This is a genomic window from Helicobacter sp. 10-6591, assembly GCF_003288805.1.
GTDB lineage: Bacteria > Campylobacterota > Campylobacteria > Campylobacterales > Helicobacteraceae > Helicobacter_F.
The window spans coordinates 31,284-53,492 of the sequence record NZ_NHYK01000010.1 but is presented as its reverse complement, the minus strand read 5'-3'; the positions used below and the strand labels follow the sequence as shown (position 1 = coordinate 53,492).

At 39.2% G+C, this 22,209-nt stretch carries 25 protein-coding genes and 1 pseudogene; 6 read left to right on the top strand and 20 right to left on the bottom strand.

Annotation, left to right across the window (positions count from 1 at the left end):
* Window positions 1-102: 102 nt before the first annotated feature.
* The 5 genes from CCY97_RS04645 to CCY97_RS04625 form a co-directional block, all read right to left on the bottom strand.
* Entirely contained in the window at window positions 103-654 is a 552-nt protein-coding gene (locus tag CCY97_RS04645; RefSeq protein ID WP_258456981.1) for a hypothetical protein, read from the bottom strand.
* 10 nt (window positions 655-664) lie between these two features.
* A complete protein-coding gene (locus CCY97_RS08485) occupies window positions 665-757 on the bottom strand; it encodes a hypothetical protein (RefSeq protein ID WP_258456980.1) in 93 nt (30 codons plus the stop codon).
* 237 nt (window positions 758-994) lie between these two features.
* The gene (locus CCY97_RS08480; protein WP_112064320.1) at window positions 995-1,234 is read right to left on the bottom strand and encodes a hypothetical protein; all 240 of its coding nucleotides are present in this window, start codon (window positions 1,232-1,234) and stop codon (window positions 995-997) included.
* Between the two features lie 53 nt (window positions 1,235-1,287).
* On the bottom strand, window positions 1,288-1,995 hold the full coding sequence (locus CCY97_RS04630; RefSeq protein WP_112064319.1) for a glycosyltransferase family 2 protein: 708 nt from the start codon (window positions 1,993-1,995) through the stop codon (window positions 1,288-1,290).
* Window positions 1,992-2,795 (bottom strand): hypothetical protein, encoded by an 804-nt coding sequence (locus CCY97_RS04625; RefSeq protein ID WP_112064318.1) that lies wholly within the window; start codon window positions 2,793-2,795, stop codon window positions 1,992-1,994. The genes CCY97_RS04630 and CCY97_RS04625 overlap by 4 nt, the downstream gene beginning before the upstream one ends.
* Before the next feature lie 168 nt (window positions 2,796-2,963).
* Here CCY97_RS04625 and CCY97_RS04620 point away from each other — a divergent pair.
* Window positions 2,964-3,167, top strand: a pseudogene (locus tag CCY97_RS04620) (DNA methyltransferase); the annotation flags it as partial.
* A 193-nt stretch (window positions 3,168-3,360) separates the two neighbouring features.
* On the opposite strand, the gene CCY97_RS08475 reads toward CCY97_RS04620, so the two are convergent.
* The 11 genes from CCY97_RS08475 to CCY97_RS04575 form a co-directional block, all read right to left on the bottom strand.
* Window positions 3,361-4,317 (bottom strand): HNH endonuclease family protein, encoded by a 957-nt coding sequence (locus CCY97_RS08475; RefSeq protein WP_258456979.1) that lies wholly within the window; start codon window positions 4,315-4,317, stop codon window positions 3,361-3,363.
* 359 nt (window positions 4,318-4,676) lie between these two features.
* Entirely contained in the window at window positions 4,677-4,826 is a 150-nt protein-coding gene (locus CCY97_RS08470) for a hypothetical protein (RefSeq protein ID WP_258456984.1), read from the bottom strand.
* On the bottom strand, window positions 4,768-4,902 hold the full coding sequence (locus CCY97_RS08570; protein WP_346435142.1) for a DUF262 domain-containing protein: 135 nt from the start codon (window positions 4,900-4,902) through the stop codon (window positions 4,768-4,770). The genes CCY97_RS08470 and CCY97_RS08570 overlap by 59 nt, the downstream gene beginning before the upstream one ends.
* Window positions 4,903-5,033: 131 nt before the next feature.
* Window positions 5,034-6,200, bottom strand: coding sequence for a succinyl-diaminopimelate desuccinylase (dapE, locus tag CCY97_RS04610; RefSeq protein ID WP_258456978.1), 1,167 nt, complete (start codon window positions 6,198-6,200; stop codon window positions 5,034-5,036).
* Window positions 6,181-6,456 carry a hypothetical protein gene (locus CCY97_RS04605; RefSeq protein ID WP_112064316.1) on the bottom strand — a complete coding sequence of 92 codons (276 nt, stop codon included), beginning with the start codon at window positions 6,454-6,456 and terminating at the stop codon, window positions 6,181-6,183. The genes dapE and CCY97_RS04605 overlap by 20 nt, the downstream gene beginning before the upstream one ends.
* A gap of 126 nt (window positions 6,457-6,582) precedes the next feature.
* A complete protein-coding gene (locus CCY97_RS04600; RefSeq protein ID WP_112064315.1) occupies window positions 6,583-8,712 on the bottom strand; it encodes a heavy metal translocating P-type ATPase in 2,130 nt (709 codons plus the stop codon).
* Between the two features lie 33 nt (window positions 8,713-8,745).
* The gene (locus CCY97_RS04595; RefSeq protein WP_112064314.1) at window positions 8,746-9,102 is read right to left on the bottom strand and encodes a YtxH domain-containing protein; all 357 of its coding nucleotides are present in this window, start codon (window positions 9,100-9,102) and stop codon (window positions 8,746-8,748) included.
* Window positions 9,103-9,447, bottom strand: coding sequence for a hypothetical protein (locus tag CCY97_RS04590; RefSeq protein WP_112064313.1), 345 nt, complete (start codon window positions 9,445-9,447; stop codon window positions 9,103-9,105).
* A 9-nt stretch (window positions 9,448-9,456) separates the two neighbouring features.
* Entirely contained in the window at window positions 9,457-9,831 is a 375-nt protein-coding gene (locus CCY97_RS04585; RefSeq protein ID WP_112064312.1) for a hypothetical protein, read from the bottom strand.
* Window positions 9,832-9,848: 17 nt separating this feature from the next.
* Window positions 9,849-10,595, bottom strand: coding sequence for a hypothetical protein (locus CCY97_RS04580; RefSeq protein WP_112064311.1), 747 nt, complete (start codon window positions 10,593-10,595; stop codon window positions 9,849-9,851).
* 9 nt (window positions 10,596-10,604) lie between these two features.
* Window positions 10,605-11,000: a hypothetical protein gene (locus CCY97_RS04575; RefSeq protein ID WP_112064310.1), complete on the bottom strand. Its 396-nt coding sequence runs from the start codon at window positions 10,998-11,000 to the stop codon at window positions 10,605-10,607.
* Between the two features lie 239 nt (window positions 11,001-11,239).
* Between CCY97_RS04575 and typA the strand changes: the two genes are divergently transcribed.
* From typA to CCY97_RS04550, 5 genes are read left to right on the top strand one after another with little or no spacing between them, the layout of a single operon-like run.
* The gene (typA, locus tag CCY97_RS04570) at window positions 11,240-13,039 is read left to right on the top strand and encodes a translational GTPase TypA (protein WP_112064309.1); all 1,800 of its coding nucleotides are present in this window, start codon (window positions 11,240-11,242) and stop codon (window positions 13,037-13,039) included.
* A 46-nt stretch (window positions 13,040-13,085) separates the two neighbouring features.
* On the top strand, window positions 13,086-13,709 hold the full coding sequence (locus tag CCY97_RS04565) for an NAD(P)H-dependent oxidoreductase (protein ID WP_112064308.1): 624 nt from the start codon (window positions 13,086-13,088) through the stop codon (window positions 13,707-13,709).
* Between the two features lie 14 nt (window positions 13,710-13,723).
* Window positions 13,724-16,096, top strand: a complete 2,373-nt coding sequence (locus tag CCY97_RS04560) for a ribonucleoside-diphosphate reductase subunit alpha (protein WP_112064307.1) — start codon at window positions 13,724-13,726, stop codon at window positions 16,094-16,096.
* Window positions 16,074-16,529 (top strand): Sua5 YciO YrdC YwlC family protein, encoded by a 456-nt coding sequence (locus CCY97_RS04555; RefSeq protein ID WP_112064306.1) that lies wholly within the window; start codon window positions 16,074-16,076, stop codon window positions 16,527-16,529. The genes CCY97_RS04560 and CCY97_RS04555 overlap by 23 nt, the downstream gene beginning before the upstream one ends.
* A gap of 24 nt (window positions 16,530-16,553) precedes the next feature.
* A complete protein-coding gene (locus CCY97_RS04550) occupies window positions 16,554-16,799 on the top strand; it encodes an RNA-binding S4 domain-containing protein (protein WP_112064305.1) in 246 nt (81 codons plus the stop codon).
* Here CCY97_RS04550 and panC read toward each other — a convergent pair.
* The 4 genes from panC to pheT are packed head-to-tail and all read right to left on the bottom strand — an operon-like array spanning window position 16,796 to window position 22,202.
* Window positions 16,796-17,656, bottom strand: a complete 861-nt coding sequence (gene panC, locus CCY97_RS04545) for a pantoate--beta-alanine ligase (RefSeq protein WP_112064304.1) — start codon at window positions 17,654-17,656, stop codon at window positions 16,796-16,798. The two genes, CCY97_RS04550 and panC, sit on opposite strands and share 4 nt — an antisense overlap.
* 13 nt (window positions 17,657-17,669) lie before the next feature.
* Window positions 17,670-18,494 (bottom strand): 4-hydroxy-3-methylbut-2-enyl diphosphate reductase, encoded by an 825-nt coding sequence (locus CCY97_RS04540; protein WP_112064303.1) that lies wholly within the window; start codon window positions 18,492-18,494, stop codon window positions 17,670-17,672.
* A 9-nt stretch (window positions 18,495-18,503) separates the two neighbouring features.
* Entirely contained in the window at window positions 18,504-19,799 is a 1,296-nt protein-coding gene (aroA, locus tag CCY97_RS04535) for a 3-phosphoshikimate 1-carboxyvinyltransferase (RefSeq protein ID WP_112064302.1), read from the bottom strand.
* Window positions 19,800-19,802: 3 nt separating this feature from the next.
* Window positions 19,803-22,202 (bottom strand): phenylalanine--tRNA ligase subunit beta, encoded by a 2,400-nt coding sequence (gene pheT / locus CCY97_RS04530; RefSeq protein ID WP_112064301.1) that lies wholly within the window; start codon window positions 22,200-22,202, stop codon window positions 19,803-19,805.
* Between the last annotated feature and the right edge of the window lie 7 nt (window positions 22,203-22,209).

The following is a 22,209-nucleotide window of genomic DNA, read 5'->3' as shown; positions in this document are numbered from 1 at the left end:
GACATAAAGATTTTAGGGTAGCGCATGCGTGTGCAATAGGAATTCACGCAGGTTGGACTTTAGCAAGCATGTTAAGCAGTGTGGCGTAATTGTATTTTGGTACTAACATTTAAAAATTTCTAGGTGTGGGTTCATAGTTTTGAGGTCTTTTTCTATCTCATTGTTATAAACGCCAGCACATAAAATCACAAAAGCATTGTCTTTGTCTTTTAGGATTGCAGGGGATTTGACACTTAGATTTGTCCCATAGAGCCGTTTTTCTTGTTTATTGGGGTTATTGTCTAAAATATGGAGAATTTTTTGACTATGCAGTCCATTATATATGAGGTATTGGGAGAAGAGATGTGCGCCAAAGAGATAGGCATCTGCATCTCTTTGTTCTAGGAGGGAATTTAGCTGTTCTATTAAAGCAGTATAGTGGTGGTGTAGGTCTAGAAATAGTTTTTTGTGTGCATTATAGTCTAGGTTTATTTGGGCTTTGGCAGTATCATCTAAACGTGCTTTAATAAAGATGGAATGCTCAGAGAAGTATGTTTTCTCAATGATGGAGAAATGATTCTTGTGTAAGAGGTATTTGATAGTATCTTCATTTAGGAAAATCGTGTGTTCAAAATTTAGGCAATTAATCCCCTTGTTCTCCAGCCACTTTTGCATATTTGGGAGGCTAAACCCCATCTGCCCCCCCCCCCCCATTATTTGCTAGAATTTTGTAGCATTTGTTTAAAAATACGTTAGGGTTATAGATGTGTTCAAACAAATGGCTGTGGGTGATTAAATCAAAATCCTCTTGGAAGTTATGTTACTCAAAGTAGCCTTCTATGTATTGGACTTTGTTGGTTTTGTGTGTTGGTGTAGGCTCAATAATTGTCCATCGTAGATTGTGGTTTTTTGCTAGGCAGTTTTTGGAGAGCTTTCCATGTCCTCCACCGACTTCTAGGACATTTTTGGGTGAGGATTGTAAAACAAACTCTGCAAACTCCTTATGGTGGTTTTCTCAAATTTCTCCTACCAAGCCTGCATAATGTCCATTTTTGTATAAAATCTCTAAGGGAATAAGGTCTTGGAGTGCGATGACACCACTTTCGTAGATGACCCATTTTTGTTCGCAGATGACATCTGATTCTACATTTTCATTTTCCACACAACCTGCAAAAATAGGAAATGTATTTTCATAGAGTGGTTCAAATGCTTTTTGCCCGGTGATTGGGCAAAATTCTCGGTGGATGTAATGCATGGTTATCCTTGTGTTTTTGGTGTTATAGGGTAAATTCCTTAAATTAAGTGTTGTTAGATGAGCTTGTAGTATTCTTCAGGAGTCCCGCAAAAGATAATGTCTTGTTTAGAGATTTCAAAATATCTAATATCTTTGTTCTTTTGGATGAGGTAGTTATACAAAGGTGCAACATAGTATTCGCCCTTGTGCGTGATTGCTTGGGAAAAGTTGAAGGTAAAGGCATCTAGAAAGTCTCCAGTATGCTTAAAATAGTATAATCCACTGCTACGTAGTGATGAGATTCTATCTTTTTCTGTCGTTTTTAGCACGGTGTTTTGTGCACCTGGGAGGATGAAGCTCCATTGATTGCCAAATCCCATAAATACTTCTAAATAACCATCACAACTTGCATAGTTAGAAGGAAATTGAAAATTAGGACGGAAGGTATCGATGTTAAAGATTAACAGGCTTTGATCATGAGCAATCCCCATGCTTTTAAGTCCTAAATAAATAGTGTGTGCTTGCCCGAGTGTTGTGTTATGGAGTGGGACTAGGAGGGGATTTGAGATGTTGAGTGTTTCGTAGGTTTTTACAATAAAGTCCTTTGTGTTGTAAATCTCTCTATAGATAAATAAAAACTTCTGGGATTTGTAGTGTTCAAAGCTCTTTAGCACACGCAATAGCACAGAACCTTCTTTTGTCTCTAGCATGTATTTTGGGAGGGTAAAACCCGCTTGTGTAAATCGGCTGCTAAGTCCTGCCATGGGGAAAACAAATGTCATGCTCTCTCCCTTAGTCGGCAAAAATCTTGATAGAGTCTAAAGGCATTAGCAAATAATGCCCACTGCCGAGTTTTATTATCTGCGTGTAAGGGAAGCATTGAGAGAAAGATGTGAATCATAATGGCATAGAGTTCTAGAGTGTTGTGATGGAAGATTTTTAGAAATCTCTCTTGAATCTCTTGGATATTGTTTGGGGTTTTGATTGCAAAATGGATGCGGTTTTTGGAAATTGTCAGTGTGTAGCAATCGCAAATAATAAAATCATAAAGCCCAATGCAAGAGTGCATTAGCTTTGCATAGTCGTATTTTTTGTCGCCATAGGGGGTAATTTGGTTGGAAAAATCCATCCCCCTTGGGTCAAAAATCTTGATGCCATTGGAACGGAAGTCATACATGATATTAGAAAAACAAAAATCCCCATGGATAAAGGAATGCGTATTTTGCTCTGTGATGTAGGTATTGATAGAAGATAGCATTTGTGGGATGGAGATTTTAAGGTCTTCAAACTCCCAAATTGTGTCGCAATCAAGCCGGTTTTCCAGTAAAAAAGTCTGGAATCGCGCTTGGGTTTTAAGCGGGTAGCTAAAGTTGATTGCTGCTTTTGTCGTGCGGGAGTATAGCTGTTTAAGGAAGTTGTAGATGGTTTGGAAGATTTTGCTCCAAACATAGGGTTGCAATCTACCAAAAACAAAAAGCTCTGAGAGGGTATTTAAGTAGAGATACTCAACTTTATAATGCGAGCTATCGCGGTCTCCTAAGAAAGAGGGGATATTGGTGGAGAGCTCTTTTGGGAATTGCAAAAACCAAGCAATTTCTCCTTGAATTTTTTTGGAGTTTGTGGAGGATTTGATGAAATAATTCTCTGCTATAGTCAGTGCATTAAAGGCTCTTTGGGAGGTTATCCTTTTCTTGGAGTTAAAATAGCTGCTTAATAGCCCAAAGTCAAAAGCGCTTACAATCCCGCGCCCTTTCCTAGAGAGTTGCCTAAGCGGTGCATTAAACTTTTCTCTTATGTGGGTGAAGTGGTATTTGATCCATTTTGTGGGAGTGGCACGACGCTTTTAGAAACAGAATCTAATTGTCGCATAGGCATTGGGCTTGAGCTTGATAAAGAATATTGCAAGCTTATAGAAAAAAGATTAAAAGAGAATGTGAAACTTTTTAAAGTCTAGTGTTACAATGCAGCTAGGCAGTAAATTTACACAGGCTGTTTATAGGTATTAAAAAAGAATCTAGTTGTATAGGCATAAAACGCAAAGAGCTAGAATCCAAAGCGCAAATTTACAACTGCAAAGCTTAGAAGGCAAAAAAGAAGCGATTATTTGCAATGCCCTAAAGGATTAGGGAAGCCAATGCACAAAAGTTTCAACTAAAAATTTTGGTGAAAAACTCCTCAAACTTTTGGTAAATCTGCGCATTTCGATTCTCAATATCCTCTTTGCGCCAATCTTTTTTATCGCTTCTTGCTAAATCCTGTGCTTCTATAATGCAAGAATCCTTATATATCGCTTTCTTCCTATGAAAAAACTCATTTCCAGCGTGGATATTTAGCTTTTTTTCAAGCAATATTTTATTGCCAATTTGCTCTAAATATTCTTGCGCTTCTTCTTCATTCCAACCATTGTAGTTTGTATCTTGCCATTTTTGGGGGAAAATATGCTCAATCTCTACTTTTGCAATGATATTAACATTTGCCCTCATAAAGCCCCAGAATAATCCAGAACTCCCACCTTTTAGATACATCAGTCCTAAGGCATTGTAGGCTGCAAGCTGCGGCAAAATTTCATCAAAAATGCTGCTATTTTTGTCCTTATCGCATATATAAAAGCACACACTCACGACCATTTGCCACAATTTGTTTTGATATATATTTAAAACTGCAAAATATTTTTGTGCTTCAGGGTTTAGATGATCATAAGGATTGCACCAAAATTCTGCCAATCTTTTAATAAAGTCAAAGGTCTCATTTTTGTCTAACAAATCTGCATCTGCCGCAAGATTAGCCTTCTTGCTTTTTTTAGTCCAAAAATCAAGTACACTTGGGATCTTCGTATCCACCTCGCCATGTTGCGCTCTAATGATATGCTCATATTGCAAAAACAAAAAGCTAATATCTTCTTTTTCGAGATAATTTGAGTTTTGAATCTGGCTTTCTAATGCCTTCCACTCTCTTCCAAATTCCATTTTTTCAGCATCACTTTTATTGGCAAAAATCAAGCCTTTTAAAATATCTGCTGCAGAGAGGGCAACACCCCTATTATTTAAAGTATTAAAGATGCGTAAAGCCTTATCACGTCCATCACACTCAATGGGCAAAATCACGCATAACCGCAATAAACACAGACAAAAGTCATACCACTTTGTTGGTTCATTTTTAGCTAATCCATCAATTTTATTTTGAAAGAAAACAAAATTTTTTTCATATAAAGATAGCTTTTTGCCTCCCCCCTCTGTATATTAATATCCAAAGTATCTTTAAAAAGATTTTCTAGACTCTCATTGTCTGAATCCGTAGCTACTTCGCTTTTAAAATGCGTTTTTTCAAAGTCAATATTTCCTGTTAAGGAGTCCGAGTCCCAAAGGCAAGAAGCCAAATCACTTTTAAGCTTATCAATCCCATCTTGTCCTCTTGCTTTTTCGTATAGGGCACGAATGAGTAAATTTAATGTCGTTGTCCTCTGCTATCCATCAATGATATTCTGCCTCCCATTTTCCTTGTATATCACCACAGAACCTAAAAAATATTCCTCATCTTGGTTTTCGTTTTTGTTTTTAAAAAAAATGATACACATCTTCCCATAACTGCTCACACTCATCCTCACCCCAGACATAATTCCTCTGATACATAGGGATTAAAAACTTATTTTTGGATAGATAATCAAAAATACTCTTGCGCTCAGCTCGCATTTCTGCCATTTCATACTCCTTTGTTTTCATTGCATCTTATCACAACCTTTAAATCCCAAAACTCTAACACAAGGAGGGCAAGGGATTTTAATGAAATATGCCTATCTCATTAATCCAATAAGGTTGTAGATTTAGCCAATACTATTAGCTAGTAACACTTCTAAAAATCTTATAAATATTCTCTCTAAACTTTGCACATCACTCACCTTTACGCGCTCATTGATAGCATGGATTCTGTCATTAGGCACGCCAATTTCTACAACATCTATACCTCTTAAACCGAAAAACCTTGCATCGCTTGTCCCACCACTTGTGCTAAGGCAAGCTTCTTTGCCACATACACTGCTTATACTCTCCTGCAGATAGGCAAGAAGCTTGGTGTGCTTATGCGTTATAAATCCAACTGAACTCTGCTTTAATTCTAAATCAAACTCCAAGCCCTCCAGCACCTCCTTTATGTATTTTTCCACAGAATCCACATTGCTTTGGGGTGCGTTACGGACATTAAAAAGTATTTTCAACTCACTTGGCGTGACATTTACCACTTCCATACCAGCACGAATATCAGTAATCACAAGCTTACTTGGCGCAAAATCTTCATCGCCATCATCAAGATTTACTCCTGCAAGTTTGCCCAGACGCGAACCTAAGAGCTCTATAGGATTGATACATTGCTTTGGATATGCTACATGCCCTTGCTTGCCAAAGATTTTTATCACGCCATTAATACTCCCGCGTCTGCCGATTTTTATGACATCACCACAAGTTTTGCTAGCCGTAGGTTCAGCGACTATAACCATATCTGGCAAAAATCCCTTTTGCTCCAAAAGCCCTAACATATGTTGCGTGCCATAGGTACCATCGCCTTCCTCATCACTTGTAAGCAGCAAAGAGATTCTCAGAAAATCTAGCGCATTCTCATATCTATATAGAAATGCCAAAACAGCACAGACAAAAGCACTTATACCACTTTTCATATCTTGAGACCCACGCCCGTAGATATATCCATCTTGGTGCTTTGCGCAAAATGGATCGCTCTCCCAGCCATCACCTGCAGGCACGACATCAATATGTCCGGCGAAGCAAATATGAGGGAGTTTGTCCTTCTTAAAATTCTTACTATAAGCAAAGAGATTTTTTACTCCATTTGTATCCTGCTCAATAAAAGAAAAATATGGATTCAGAAGTTCTTTTAAAAAAGAGTAGATTCCGCATTCTTGCGGGGTGATAGTGGGTGCGTTGATCAGCTTTTGTAGAAGAGTAATACAATCCATTGGTTTATTTGAACTTTTTGTCATACAGACTTGAATGCCATATGCTAAAGCCTACCAATGCTATACCACTAAGTATGTGCAAGTTTTTTGCTGTCTTGTTTTTCATAAAAAATGCACTTCCCACACATGTCATCAAGCTTGCGCTCATGCCAAGCTTTGCAAATTCACGTTTGGATTCTGTAGAAGTAAGGAATGTTTGAGTAGAAGAGAGCTCTTTTGAAACTCTCGATTTTTGTGTGTTGTGAGATAAAACTGGATTTTTGCTAGATTTTCTAGGCATGTCTTCTCCTTTTGGGTGATTTATAGTTGCGTCTTAATTGCTTAGCAAAAACCTTACGACTTTTAGAAACACTTCTATATACAATATAGACACAACCAACAAAAGCAAGTCGCAAGAGTAATGACATCAATTTTTCTTGAGATTAATAGCTTGCAAGGCATTGAACAAAAGCACAATCGTTGTGCCATTATGCAAAAAGGCTGTTTGGATTGGCGAAAGCTTGCCAAAAGTTGCAAGAGCTAGAATCGCGCTATTAACAACAACAGTTATCTTGAAGTTTTTGCGCACCTTCGATAAGCATTGCATAGCAAATTCTCTAGCTTCCGCCACAGATTCTATATCATCGCGTAAAAGCACAATATCAGCGCTCGCTTTCGCAATATCTGCCCCCCTATGCATGCCTATACCACTATCTGCCTTAATAAGTGCGGGTGCATCATTGATACCATCACCCACAAAAGCAACTTTTTTGCCTTCTTTCATAATCGATTCTAAAATCTCAGCTTTTTGGGTGGGCAAAAGCTTTGCGAAATATCTATCAATGCCAAGCTCTTGTGCAATCTCTCGAGCTTTAGAATCCTCATCGCCTGTAAGCATAATGATTTCTTTCACACCGCTTCTACGTAAACGATCAATTGCTAGCTTTGCATTTGCTCGCACAGTATCTTTAAGCAAAATAAGACCTAATAATCTATTGTCATATCCGATAAAAAGCGGAGTATGTCCAGAATCTAAGAGGGATTGAATCTGGCTATCATGCCCGCTCATATCAATACCCTCATCATCCTCCAAAAAATGGCGATTGCCTATAAGCACCTCTTTTCCATCAATATAGCTTTTCACACCATGCGCTACGATGAATGTCACTTCATCGTGGTGAATATGGATAAAGTCCTTTTGCTTTGCAGCCCTTACTACCGCTTCTGCTACTGGATGAAAATAATGCTCCTCTATACTTGCAGAAAGATTCAAAATATCCTCTTCTTGCCAAGAGCTATCAAAAGAATGTACTCCAATCACCTCTAAATCACCTTGAGTAAGCGTGCCTGTTTTATCAAATACAAAAACTTCCACATCATTAAGAGATTCCAGACTTTTCGCACCTTTTATGATAATGCCATTTTTTCCTGCACTTGAAATAGCAGCTTTGAATGCCACGGGTGTAGCAAGCTTTAAAGCGCAGGAATAATCAGCCTGTAAAACTGAGGCTACGCGAATTAAATCTCGATTAAAAAGATAAGAAATGATTGCAAGACCTAAGGTAACAGGAACAAGATTATCAGCCATTTTTGAAGCAGTAAGCTGTATGGATGATTTTTGTACCAGTGTTTCTTGGATATAGTTTTTTATACGGGCTGTAGCCGTCTCATCGCCAACGCCCTCTGCCCAAATCTTTATCCTACCTTCTTGGACAATAGTGCCAGAAAGCACTCTATCACCTCTTGCTCGTCTCACAGGTGTAGCTTCGCCAGTCATAGAGATTTGATTAACCAAAGCTTCCCCAGAGATAATATGCCCATCAATTGAGATGCTATCTCCAGCACCAACCACAACAATATCCCCAATCTTTATATCCTGACTTGGAATTAAGATAAGCTCTGATTTGCCATTGACTTCTCTTTCAACCCAAGCATCAGAATCTTGTGGCTTACTAAGCTCTTTAAGCAAATCATCGCTCTTATACATTGTCATCTCTTCTATATATTCGCCCAAAGTAAGCATGAAATTCGTAGAATTTGCCGTGCGATAATCTTGTCTATACAGCGAAATAGCTATGGCTATGGCTTCAAGCACACGGGAAGTAGCACCTTCATTAATAACTTCTTTTATCCCGCTTGCCAAAATTGGTGTAGAAGCAATAATAGAAAAGACAGATTTGAGTGTATTTGTAGGCAAAAATGGCTCCAGAAGAAGTGCTGTCAACGAACGCACAACTTCAATGCTGCTTGGAATCTCTTTTCTTAATGCGATATAACTTTGATCTGAATGTTGCTTGTTAGCAACAAGAAGCAATTTGTACAAAATCTCTAGAATTTGCTTTTGAATTATTATGAGTGTTTGCTCATCACCTGTGTAGTGGATGATGATATTGCGCAAAATCTCATTGACACGCACGCTTTGGATATATGGAAGCTTTTCTAATTCTATTCTTAATAAAATAGGCTGTATAAAATTCCCCTTGGGAAACCTATACGAGAAACGGGCACGATTTGGAATAGAATGAAGAAGACGTAGTTCTAAATTTCGCTCAGACATCTAACTGATTTACTTTAACTGGAATAGCAATACCTATTGTTGGGAATCAACTTCCGCTTTCGCATCCTCATATCGTTCTTTGAGCTCTTCTAATCCCATTTCCAATAAAGAAGTAAATTTAGCAAAGCCCTTAAAAATAGCTCTTTGGACATCTTCGTTTGTAAGTACAAAAGTAGCTACAGCACCAATAAGCGCGCCTTTAAGAAAATCTTGTTGGGTATTGCCGCTATTAAAAAATGAGCTCAATACATCTTTTGGATTTTTAGATTGTTTGTCTTGCTGATTTGCTTGTTCTTCTCTAGCCTGCCCTATATTAGCCTTCTCTTGCTGTATATAAGGGTTATCCTGTATAGAATCCAAATTCTGTAAATTCGTATCTGAAATCATCATCTATCCTTTAATTTTCTCTGATAGTGTCTTTTGTGGCGTAAGAAACCCCAAATTTTGTATAGCATAAGTGCCAGCTAATCCTAAAGCCAAATACGCCCCAGATTCTAAAAGGTTGGAAGTAACTTGCTTATTAGAACCTAGAGAATTTGCCGCGCCTATAGCACAAGCACTAACAAGCGCACCTTCAAGCCCTGCTTTTATTGCATGCTTTAAAGCATCTTGTTGTAAAATCTTGCCACTTTTATATTTTCCATAGCCCACAACTCCACCGAGTATAAGCCCTGCTACACCTCCACTCACTGCATGCGCCAAAACCGAACGAGGTGCGCCAGTATCTAACAACATAATAAAACCTTATAAATCTTGCTTTGGAGTTTCTACGAAAGTATCTAGAGTTTGTGTTTGTGATATTTTTGAAGCTCTAGGTTTTCGTGGTTTTTTAGCAACAGAAACATTTTCTTGAATAATTTGATTTCTTGGTTTTCTTCCTCTACGCGATTTTATCTTTTGTGCAGCTTCTTTGAATGCTTCGGTGCTAATCTCTAAATCTTGGACGACTCCATCTTTGAATTTTCTTGCATTTTGCGAAAGACCGTCTTTAAAAACTCGAGTCTTTTGATTGAAATCTTTACTTACACCTTGCAAGGTTTTGGCTATTTCCCTTCTATTGTTATAAGCTAGAATCGCTCCTCCACCCAAGATAAGACCTGCTAAAAATGGTAATGGCATACACTAACTCCTCTAAATTATCTTTTACTCATAAAATCCGCCAAAATCATAACACAAAAACTTCCCAAGATTCCACCACCCACAAGTGGAAAGTTGAGTTTTTCCAAAAAACTCACGAGCTCATCATGACTAAGTTTATTGTTTTGTAATTTTGTAAGTATCTGTTTTGTTTGCGAACTAAATTGCGTAATTTCTTTTGTAAAAATTTGCATACAAAATGGCAAAAACCCAGCATAATCTTGGATTTTCTTATTTTGTAAAATACTCTCCATAAAACCACTTAGTGCGGATTGTTGTGTATATCCCACATTAAGCTTAGTTAAAATATCTTTTAGAACCAATATATGATGATTGAAACTCAAAGCCTGCAAGCGGTATAAAAAATCTTTTGTGAGAGAATCCTCTGTCTTTTTTAATAAAAAATCGCAATTTTTCACATGACTACTTTCGATTCCAAGTGCTACCAAACACAATTGTGGTAAAGAACCCTGATTCGCATCATTGATACATGTTTGCAAGGCAAGAATCAAATCATCAGGCAAAGGGTTTGGCAATACAATACCTTGCATTGTTTCTGTAGTTTGCTCTGTATAACTTTGCACTTCCTCTTGTAGCCCAATTTCTCTTGCAAGAATCTGATTTATACAACCCTTAAACTCCTGTATTTGTCGCGTGCAAGCGTTATTTTCTGCCAACTCAATTGCTTGCAAACTCTTATAAAACTCTAAACTTTTTTGGCGCTCATGCATTTGAAGTTTTAGCATCATAAAACCTCATACAAAATCATTGAGTTTTGCTGTAATCTCATCTAAGCGCTCTTTTTTGATCCAAGATTCCCATAAATATGGAGCAAACAAGTTTTTATCATAGCAGATAGTTGCACTGCCAATAAGCATATTGACCTTAATGCTTTGCACAGCTTTTATTCGCTCTAAAAGCGAAATGATAAGAGTATGTGTATCGCTAGAATCTCCAGAATCAAAATCCTTAAGTTGCAAAAATTCTCTCAGTTCTGTTGTTTGTGCCCATTTTTTAGCAAGCAAAAGATTTTTAAGATTTGCACGTATTCTTATTCGCCCAGGAATATGATGGACTATTATAAAAAAATCTGCAACTTGGGCAACTTCTTGAAGCGGGATACTTGGGGGTGCAAAGGATTTTGATCTCATGAATTGATACCTAACATTTACATTGGCTTTGGGAGGTCTGAATTCTAACAAAGCTTTAGTAATTTTTAACACATCCCAATTTTATACTCAAACAAAGGCTTGCTTTATTTTTGACGCGAATCTCCTGACTTTCTTTGAGACAATATGTCTTTCTGTTTTATTCCAAAAAACTTAAGCATCTATCAATTATAATTGCCTCCTTGTAATCCAACTTATCCAAACCACATGAAAGAGAGCTCATGCAAAACATACGAAATATAGCAGTTATCGCACATGTTGATCATGGCAAAACAACTCTTGTCGATGGACTCTTACGCCAATCTGGAATCTTTTCTGAACGCGATCAAATAGAAGACCGCGTGATGGATTCTAATGATTTAGAGCGCGAAAGAGGCATTACTATCCTTTCTAAAAATACAGCAATCAACTACAAAGACACAAAAATCAATATCATTGATACACCCGGACATGCAGACTTTGGCGGAGAAGTAGAGCGCGTGCTTAAGATGGTAGATGGCGTGCTATTGCTTGTCGATGCACAAGAAGGAGTGATGCCACAGACAAAATTCGTTGTCAAAAAAGCACTGAGCTTTGGAATCCGCCCTATTGTGGTTGTAAATAAAATCGACAAACCTGCTGCTGAGCCTGATAGGGTAGTTGATGAAGTATTTGATTTATTTGTCGCTATGGATGCTAATGATTTCCAGCTCGACTTTCCAGTGATCTATGCAGCTGCACGCGATGGATACGCAATCAAAAATCTCAATGATGAAAAGAAAAATCTCGAACCGCTTTTTGAAGCCATCCTAGAATATGTTCCATCTCCTAGCGGTAATAAAGACAATGCATTACAAATGCAGATCTTCACGCTAGATTATGATAATTATGTAGGAAAAATCGGTATTGCAAGGGTGTTTAATGGTGTCATCAAAAAAGGTGCCAATGTGATGCTCGCAAAAGGTGATGGTGAGAAGGAAACAGGTCGCATAACCAAACTTATAGGCTTTCTTGGGCTTGCAAGAACTGAAATCCAAGAGGCACAAGCAGGAGATATTGTAGCAATTGCAGGATTTAATGCTATTGATGTGGGAGATTCTATTGTCGATCCAGTCAATCCTATGCCGCTTGATCCCATGCACCTAGAAGAACCTACCATGAGTGTGTACTTCTCTGTCAATGATAGCCCTCTAGCAGGCTTAGAAGGAAAACATGTAACAGCTAATAAACTCAAAGACAGATTGCTAAAAGAAATGCAAACAAACATCGCGATGCGTTGCGAGGAGATGGGTGAGGGCAAATTCCGAGTGAGTGGTAGGGGTGAGCTGCAAATAACTATTTTGGCTGAAAACCTACGCAGAGAGGGCTTTGAATTTAGCATCTCGCGTCCTGAAGTCATCATCAAAGAGATTGAAGGAATCAAATGCGAGCCTTTTGAGCATTTAGTCATCGATACACCGCAGGATTTTAGCGGGGCAATCATCGAAAGATTGGGCAAAAGAAAAGCAGAGATGAAGGCAATGAATCCAATGGGTGAAGGCTACACGCGTTTAGAGTTTGAAATACCAGCGCGCGGGCTTATTGGGTATCGTAGTGAGTTTTTGACCGATACCAAGGGCGAAGGCATTATGAATCATAGCTTTTTGGAGTTTCGAGCCTTTAGCGGAAATGTGGAATCGCGCAAAAACGGCGCTCTTATCAGCATGGAATCTGGTGAAGCCACAGGATTCTCACTTTTTAATATCCAAGAGAGAGGCACACTCTTTATCACACCGCAAACAAAAGTCTATGTAGGAATGGTCATCGGTGAGCATAGCAGGGATAATGACCTAGATGTCAATCCCATCAAAGCAAAGCATCTGACAAATATGCGCTCTAGCGGTGCAGATGAAGCAATCAAACTCGTGCCACCAAGGGATTTGACCCTAGAGAGAGCATTAGAATGGATAGAGGAGGATGAAATTTTAGAGATTACACCCCAAAATATCAGAATCCGCAAAAAAATCTTAGAGCCAAATCAACGCAAGAGAGTAAAAAAATAGTCTTTTTGCACTTAGTTGGCTTATCTTAAAATTTAAGGAGAATAGAATGGATAGATTTTTACAAGGTGTGGAGATGCGCCATGCATGCAAGATTTTTGATGAAACCAAAGCTATACCAAATGAGCAGTTTCAAAACATCCTAAAAGTAGGACATCAAGCTCCTAGCTCTTTTGGCTTGGAACCAACAAGACTTTTGGTTATCAAAGACAAGAAAACGCGCGAAGAGATAAAGCCACTTTGTTGGGATCAAGCACAGATAACTACCTGTTCAGAAGTCATAGTGTTTAAAGCACTCAAAGTAGATTTGCTTGCGGGAAGCAACTATGTGAAAAATTCTGTAGCACGTAAGCTCAAAAGTCCAGAAAAGCAAGAAATCCGTAACACATTCTACGCAAATTATCTCAAAAATCGCGGTTATGATGACTATACGATAGGATATTGGAGTGCATTACAAAGCTATATTGTGGCAACTTCAATGATGGATTATGCTAGTTTTCTTGGGATAGATTCTTGCATGATAGAGGGTTTTGAAAAAAAACCGCTTGAAAAATACTTCAATTTAGACACAGAGCGTGAGCAAATCACTCTACTTCTAACACTTGGCTATCGCAAAAAACCGCAGTCAGAAAGATTGCGCATTGATTTCAATGAGTTTGTGAAGTTTATTTGAAAGGATTTATAAGTATGTTAGACACAATCACTGTTAGAAAAAGAAATGGACGCATTGAACCCCTTGATATTTCTAAAATCCAAAAACATACCTCAAATGCAGTAAAAGATCTCGATGGTGTCAATCAGAGTGAGTTAGAAGTCGATGCAAAAATCCATTTCAAAAACGGAATCTCCACACAAAAAATACAAGAAACACTTATCCAAACCGCAGTAGATAAAATCGATGTAGATACACCAAACTGGACTTTTGTTGCCGCAAGGTTATTTTTATACGACCTATATCACAAAGTCTCTGGCTACACGGGATACAAGAAACTTACAGAATATTTTGAATGTGGTGAAAACGAAGGTAAGATACTGAAAGGTTTGAAGGAAAAATTTGATTTAGAGTTACTAGATTCCAGAATCGATGCATCGCGTGATTTACAATTTAATTATTTAGGTGTGAAAACGCTTTATGACAGATATTTACTCAAAGACAAAAACAACAAACCAATCGAATTACCACAACATATGTTTATGGCAATCGCGATGTTTTTAGCCCAAAACGAAAAAGAACCAAACGAGTGGGCTATCAAATTCTATGACATGATCTCAAAATTTGAAGTTATTTGTGCCACACCGACTTTAGCAAATGCACGCACTACACGTCACCAGCTTAGCTCATGCTACATAGGTAGCACCCCTGATAACATCGAGGGAATCTTTGATGCATACAAAGAAATGGCGCTTCTGAGTAAATATGGCGGGGGCATTGGTTGGGATTTCAGCAAGGTGCGAGGACTTGGAAGCTTTATTGATGGGCACAAAAATGCAGCCGGTGGGGTTGTACCATTTTTAAAAATAGCAAATGACGTAGCAATCGCTGTAGATCAACTCGGCACACGCAAAGGTGCTATTGCCACCTATTTAGAGATCTGGCATAACGATATCAACGACTTCATTGATTTGCGTAAAAACTCTGGTGAAGAGCGCAGACGCACACATGATCTCTTTCCAGCACTTTGGATTTGCGACCTCTTTATGAAGCGAGTGGAGGAAAATTCTTATTGGACTCTTCTAGATCCTTACCAATGCAATGACTTGACAGAGAGCTATGGAGAAGAATTTGAGAAAAAATACGAAGCCTACGAAAAAGATCCAAATATCATCAAAGAGCAAGTGTCCGCGAAAGATCTGTGGAAAAAAATCCTGACAAATTATTTTGAAAGTGGTTTGCCATTTTTGTGCTTCAAAGATTCTGCAAATAGAGCTAATCCAAATGCACATGTGGGAATTATCCGTAGCTCCAATCTTTGTACAGAGATTTTCCAAAATACAAACCCAAACCACTATGTTATAAGAGTGGAATTTGAAGATGGATCATTCGCAGAATATGAGGAATATGATGTGGTTTCTACAGATTCTGGAGTACAAAAAAATGCTAACAAGCTCACAAGCATTGATTCTATTGGCGGTAAGAAAATTTTCATAACTTCAAGAATGGCTAAAGATGGCCAGACTGCTGTATGCAATCTGGCAAGTATCAATCTCAGCAAAATCAATACAAAAGAAGATATACAACGTGTCTTGCCCATTGCGATAAGAATGCTAGATAATGTGATTGATCTCAATTTCTATCCAAATCGCAAGGTCAAGGTTACAAACAACCTCAATCGCGCAATAGGTCTAGGCATTATGGGCGAGGCACAAATGCTGGCAAACGAAAAAATACAGTGGGGTTCGCAAGAGCATTTGGTAAGAATCGATGAACTCATGGAAACAATCAGCTTCAATGCTATCAACGCAAGCAGTGATCTCGCCAAAGAAAAGGGCGTATATCCGCAGTTTGAAGGCTCAAATTGGAGCAAGGGCATTTTCCCAATCGATTTAGCGAATAAAGAGGCATTAAAAATTGTCAATCGTGATCTATTCAATGCACCTTGTGATTGGAATGCACTGAAAGAAAAAGTCAAAACACAAGGCTTACGCAATGGTTATCTGATGGCAATCGCTCCCACAAGCTCAATTAGCATTCTTGTAGGTACGACACAGACAATCGAACCTGTCTATAAACGCAAGTGGTTTGAAGAAAATCTCAGCGGGCTTATCCCTGTGGTCGTTCCAAATCTCACTCTTGAGACTTGGAATTACTATGTGAGCGCCTATGACATTGATCAGAGACAGATCATACGGGCTGCCGCCATACGTCAAAAATGGATAGACCAAGGACAAAGCACAAATATTTTCATACGGCTTGATATTGCAAGTGGGAAATTGCTCAATGAAATCTACACACTAGCTTGGAAACTAGGATTAAAATCCACATACTATCTGCGTTCACAAAGCCCTGCATTAGACGAAAATACGATGGATAGAAGCATTGAATGCTACAACTGCCAATAATCCATTGATTTTCGCCCAAACTGATACAACCGCGGGCTTTTTATGCAAAGACTGCAAGAAAATAAATCACACGAAAAAGCGGGGTTTAGAGCAACGCGTATTATGTGAGATTCCCAATTTTGCAACATTAAGAACTCTCACAAGAATTCCATTAGCACATAAAAAAAATGTACGAAAAATGCGCAAAACCACTTTTATTTACCCAAACCAGCGTGCTTATCGTGTGGTTGCCCCAGATTTGCCACACCATAGGATTCTGCGATATTTTGGCGTGCTTTATTCATCATCTGCAAATATCCACAACAAGGACTTTCAACTTTCATACGCACTAAGAATCTCTGATATTGTGGCTGTAAATTCGCAGTATTTTTCACAAAAAAAAGCCTCCAAGATTCTCAAACTCGGACGTATAAAAGTCCAAAAATTACGCTAACAAGCTGAGAAAATACAAAAAACAATGCGTATTGACAAATTTCTTAATACTACAAACATACTCAAAAGACGCGCATTAGCCCAAGATATGTGTGAAAGCGGGGTAGTCTTGCTTAATGGCATACCGGCAAAGAGCGCAAAAGAGGTGAAAGTAGGCGATGAAATCACCCTACGCTACTTAGAATACGAGAAAAAATACCTTGTATTAGCAATCCCTACAAGCAAGAATGTACCAAAATCCCAAAGCAGTAAGTATTTTCAGATTCTCTAGCACCAAAAGTTGTCAAGCAATCGCGTTGTCCCCACACCTACACAGAGTAAAAATATACTCTGCCCTTTTTCTATCGTATCTATACGCTCTAAGCGATGATTGAAAAAATGTGCATAAAACACACAGACATCTGCGAGATTTTTTTGTGCGAGATTTTCCAGCTCTTGAGTATCTGTAGAACCCTGTGCAATTTTCTCTTGTAAAAGAAAAATTGTGCGCGGAATACAAAGCGCTCTTTCTCTCTGGCTCTTATCTAAATAAATATTTCTGGAGCTAAGCGCTAAACCATCACTATCACGTATGATTTCACAAGGCACAATCTCAAGCGGTATGAAAAAATCTTCAAGCATTTTTTGCAAGAGTAGGAGTTGTTGTGCATCCTTTTTCCCAAAATATGCTCTATGAGCACCAGAGAGATGAAAAAGTTTCAATACTACTTGTAAGACACCACTAAAATGTGTCGGTCTCAAAAACCCCTCCAACACATAACCCATACATTTTGGAGGGACAAGAGTTATCTCATCAAGAGAACCTTCAAAGTTTGGATAAAGCTCATTTACACTTGGTGTAAATACCGCACTTACACCAGACTTAGCGCATTTAGCAAGGTCTGATTCTAATGTGCGTGGATATTTTCCAAAATCCTCATTTGCGCCAAATTGTGTGGGATTGACAAAAATACTCACGATAGTATGAGAATCTCTACGCCCAGATTGTGCAATCAAGCTCAAATGCCCATCATGCAAAGCCCCCATAGTTGGCACCAAACCAACACTAAAATCTTTTGTGTGTAGAAACTCGCTAGCGATTTGTTGTCTGTATTCTCTTAATTCCTCTGTGGTACGTAAAATCTCCATCCAAAACCCACCATTAGATTTTTAGGATCTTATTTTGCACTTTTGTGATAATCCAATCTGGCGTACTAGCTCCTGCTGTAAGCCCACATACTTTCTTGCCTTCAAACCAACTTTTATCTAACTCACTCTCGCTTTCAATAAGAAAGCTATCCGCACAATTGTTCTTGCAAATATTAAAGAGCTGCTTAGTGTTTGAGGAATTTTTGCCGCCGACAATTATCATAATATCCACTTCTTTGCTTAGTTTATCTGCTGCACTCTGATTGTCAAAAGTCGCATTACAAATGGTGTTAAACACCCTAACTTCTGTGCATCTCATAGACAAAAAGCTGGCTATTTTGGCAAAAATCTCTGGCTGTTTGGTCGTCTGGGAAATCAAGGCGATTTTTTTACCAAGCTGTAGTTTTTGCAACTCCTCAAAATCTGCCACTATATCTGTTGGCCCGGTTGCATAACTTACTACGCCTTTTACCTCTGGATGCTCTCTGTCGCCAAAGACGACAATCTGATATCCCTCTTTGCTCATCTGCTCAACTATCATTTGGGGCTTACGTACATAGGGACAAGTCGCATCAATAATCTGAAAATTCTGCTCCTGGAGATTTTTAAAATCACTCTTTGGAATGCCATGTGTGCGGACTATAAGCTTCCTATCTTGTGGGAGATTCTCTAGATTCTCACTGACATCGACATTGAATTTCTCTTTTAACCTCGCTATCTCTTTTGCATTGTGAATAAGCGGCCCTAGAGTGATCGAATTTCTATGATCTTGGGCAATCTTGATTGCGCGTTTCACACCAAAACAAAAGCCATAATTCTGTGCTAATCGAACTTCCATAGTTTCACCTCATATAGTTTGAGAATCTAGTGTTGTGATCGTGCTTAAAAGCTTCAAGAAATTTGGGAATGAGACATCAATACACTCGCTATCTTTTATCTCGCCACCACATGCAAGAGAAGCGATGGCAAAACTCATGGCGATTCTATGGTCCCCATGAGAATCCACACATCCCATCTTAAGACTCCCCCCCTGCACACTGAAACCATCTTCAAACTCATCGCATTCTATGCCAAAAGCACGCAATCCCTCTACAACACAAGCTATCCTATCAGATTCTTTGACGCGCAATTCCTTTGCATTGCGCACTTCGCTTCTACCTTCAGCTATCGCAAAAGCTATGCTTAAAGCTGGTATCTCATCAATAAGCCAGGAGATATCTTCGCTCACACACACGCCCTTAAGCCTTGATCCCTTGACCTCTATATCGCCTATATCCTCATACTGGCTGCTTCTATGATGGTAGGTAATCTTTGCGCCCATAGATTCTAGAATCTTAAAGGCTTGGATTCTCGTGGGATTTAAAAGCACATTTTTTAACAAAACCTCGCCACCTACCACGCAAGCAGCCACGGCGAAATAGAATGCACTGGATGGATCGCTTGGCACTGTGATACTAAAAGATTCTAGTCTCTTATCTCTTGGCAATGGATCAAAATGTATCCCGCACTCAGTTTTTTGGAAGGACATGCCCATAGATTCCAGCATGCGCTCTGTATGGTCGCGACTTAAAGATGGCTCACTGAAATAGCATGTACCATCAGCATATATGCCTGCAAGAATCATGGCGCTTTTGACTTGCGCGCTAGAAATCGGGCTTTTGTAATGGAATCCTTGAAGTTGGGAGCCGATAATACTAATTGGCGCCAAAGAATTCTGCTCTCTTGCATAAATACTCGCACCAATCTCTTGAAGCGGCGCTATGATGCGTTTCATAGGACGTGCATTCAAGTATCTATCCCCGCTTAAGACAAAATACCCTCTAGCTCCTGCCAAAAGCCCTGTATAAAGGCGCATGGCAGTGCCTGCATTGCCACAATCTAGCACATCATGTGGCTCTTGTAATTGTCGTGGTGGAGTGAATACAAAATGCCCTCTGGCCTGCTCTCTTACCCCCAATCCAAGTGCTTTGGCAATCTCTAAGGAATGCAGAGTATCCTCGCCTAACAGATAGTTTCTCACCTCACACACACTCTTGCTCAAAAGCGCAAAAATCGCGCAACGATGAGAAATAGACTTATCACTTGCTATATCTAAAAACTCTAGGCTAAAGCTCTTTGCTGGAGCAATTTTTAGCACACGCATAAGCTAGACTTTCAGCTTTGCGCCAAATTTGACCTCAAGCACATCTAAGGCCTTTTGGATGGCATTTTGCATATCTTTATCCTCAAGTGTGCCTTGCATTGACTGCAAGATAAGCCGTATGCTGAGCGCTATGACATTTTGAGATTCTCCAAAAACATCCATTGGATAGACATTCACAAGATTCTCGATATTTGCACCTAAGAGAGCCTCTCGTATTTGGAAAAACTGGATTTGAGAATCTAGCAGTATTGTCAAATCGCGCTGGGACTTTTGGAAGCGTGAAAACTCTTTCATCTGCACAAGATGAAAATCAAGCTTGTCTATAGCAATCTCGCACACAAAGCTATCTGCCTCAACAAATGCAGGATTAAGCTTAGCTATAAACCCTATGCACTCATCTTGCTTATATACAAACCCACATTGGTATGGATGCAAAAGCTTAGGAAAATCCTCAGTACTTTCAAATCCAAATCGCATAAAATATTCTCTGGCATTGGGATGATTGGAGGCATTTTGCAATCGAAACTCCCCAATGGCATTACCCAAAAGATTTGCGAAACTAAAAAAATCCCATTGCCTGCCTTTAGGATGAGGGAAGCTCTCATCTTGCATAAGCCCACTTACAAATACATTTAAACGTGTGCTTTCACACCGCTTCGCATCATAAACACTACCGATCTCAAAAAGCTTGATACTCTTAAATCCCAGATTCCTATTACGCTCTGTGCTTGCAAGCATACCTGGGATAAGACTTGTGCGCAATGTATCAAGCTCAGACACAATAGGATTGAGCAAGCCAAGAGAGGAATCTACTTGCACAAATCCTAGTCTTGCTAGCTCACTAGAACTTGCAAACACATAATGCACACACTCATTTAGGCCATTATCTAAAAGGACATGTGCTATTTGACGCATTTTTTTGTATTGCAAATACTGGGTGTTTATCTCTAGAGATTGGGTGAATTCCAAAGGCTTTGGCTGGATGGAATCTATCCCATAAATGCGCAAAATCTCCTCGCTCAAATCTTGGATATTAGCAATGTCATGGCGATAGTTTGGCACCGTCACCATAAAAAAGTTCTCATCACAAGTAGCATCGATCTCAAAATGCAGCCGCTTGAGTATCTCTGTCATCTCCTCTCTACTGAGGGTATTACCGATAATCTCACAAATCGCGCTAAAAGTTGTTTTGATTTTCACATCTTGTGTGTATTGCTCGATATTATGCGTCCCTGAATAAATCAGCACATCATTAGATACAAGCATGCTCTCACACAAAAAATTCATGCCCTGCTCTAAGTCTGGATTGCTTCCACGACTAGAGCGATAAAAGACAGAATCCGAATACTTAAGATTATTTTCAAACACAATTTCAGAGACAATATTTGGCGGGATAAAGCTCGCCTCCAAAATAATCACTTCTCTTTTTGTCTGAAAATTTGTCTCCAAGCGACTTATGCCTATAGATGAAAGCACTTTATCTTGTGTGCCAACGACTTCTACACCCTTCTCATCTTTCTTGATATACAGCTGCGCATCAAGAGAATCTGTATTGTGCGTTTTCTCTAAGCGACATTCATCCAAGCGATAAGCATTCAAGATAACACCTGTCATATAGCTGGCATATTCCAAAAAATTCTGCACTATATCAAGCCTAAGCGTGCCATTAAGCGCCAAGATAAATGCGATATGCAAAGGAAGTGCGATCTCTTTGATTTCAGCGATTCTATACAAAAGACAAGAATCTAATTTGTTCTCAACGCACACGCCTAGCACTCGTCCAAGCCCAAGAGCCAGGATATTGTCTATGTCATTGATTGGTTTTAAGCGGAGATTAAAGCACGCCGCAATATCGCGCGCAATCCCTAGCACACTCAAACAATCCCCGCGATTTGGCGTGATAGACATCTCAATAAGATAATCATCAAAAAGAGGCAATCCACAAATCTCAGCGCCCAAATCAAGACTCCCTACACTTGCATCTAGCACCATGATGCCCTCATTGATACTAGGCAGCCCCAATTCACTGCTAGAGCACAGCATGCCAAAGCTCTCAATCCCGCGTATATTTGTTTTCTGAATCTCTATAGCCTCGCCTTTGGCACTAGGCAGCAAGGCACCTTCAAGCGCGACTGCCACAAACTGATCTCGCGCGACATTCTTAGCCCCACATACTATTTGCAGCACCTCAGAGCCGATAGTTACCTCACACACACTGAGCTTATTTGCATCTGGATGTGGGCTTTTAGAGAGTATCTTGCCTACTACGACCCTACGAGGCAATACAAAGGATTCTACCCTCTCAACCTCCAAGCCAATACTATTAAGCTTCAGACACAACTGCTCACGAGTAATCTTGCTAATATCCACAAACTTCGACAATAAGTTTTTTGTAACAATCATTAATGCC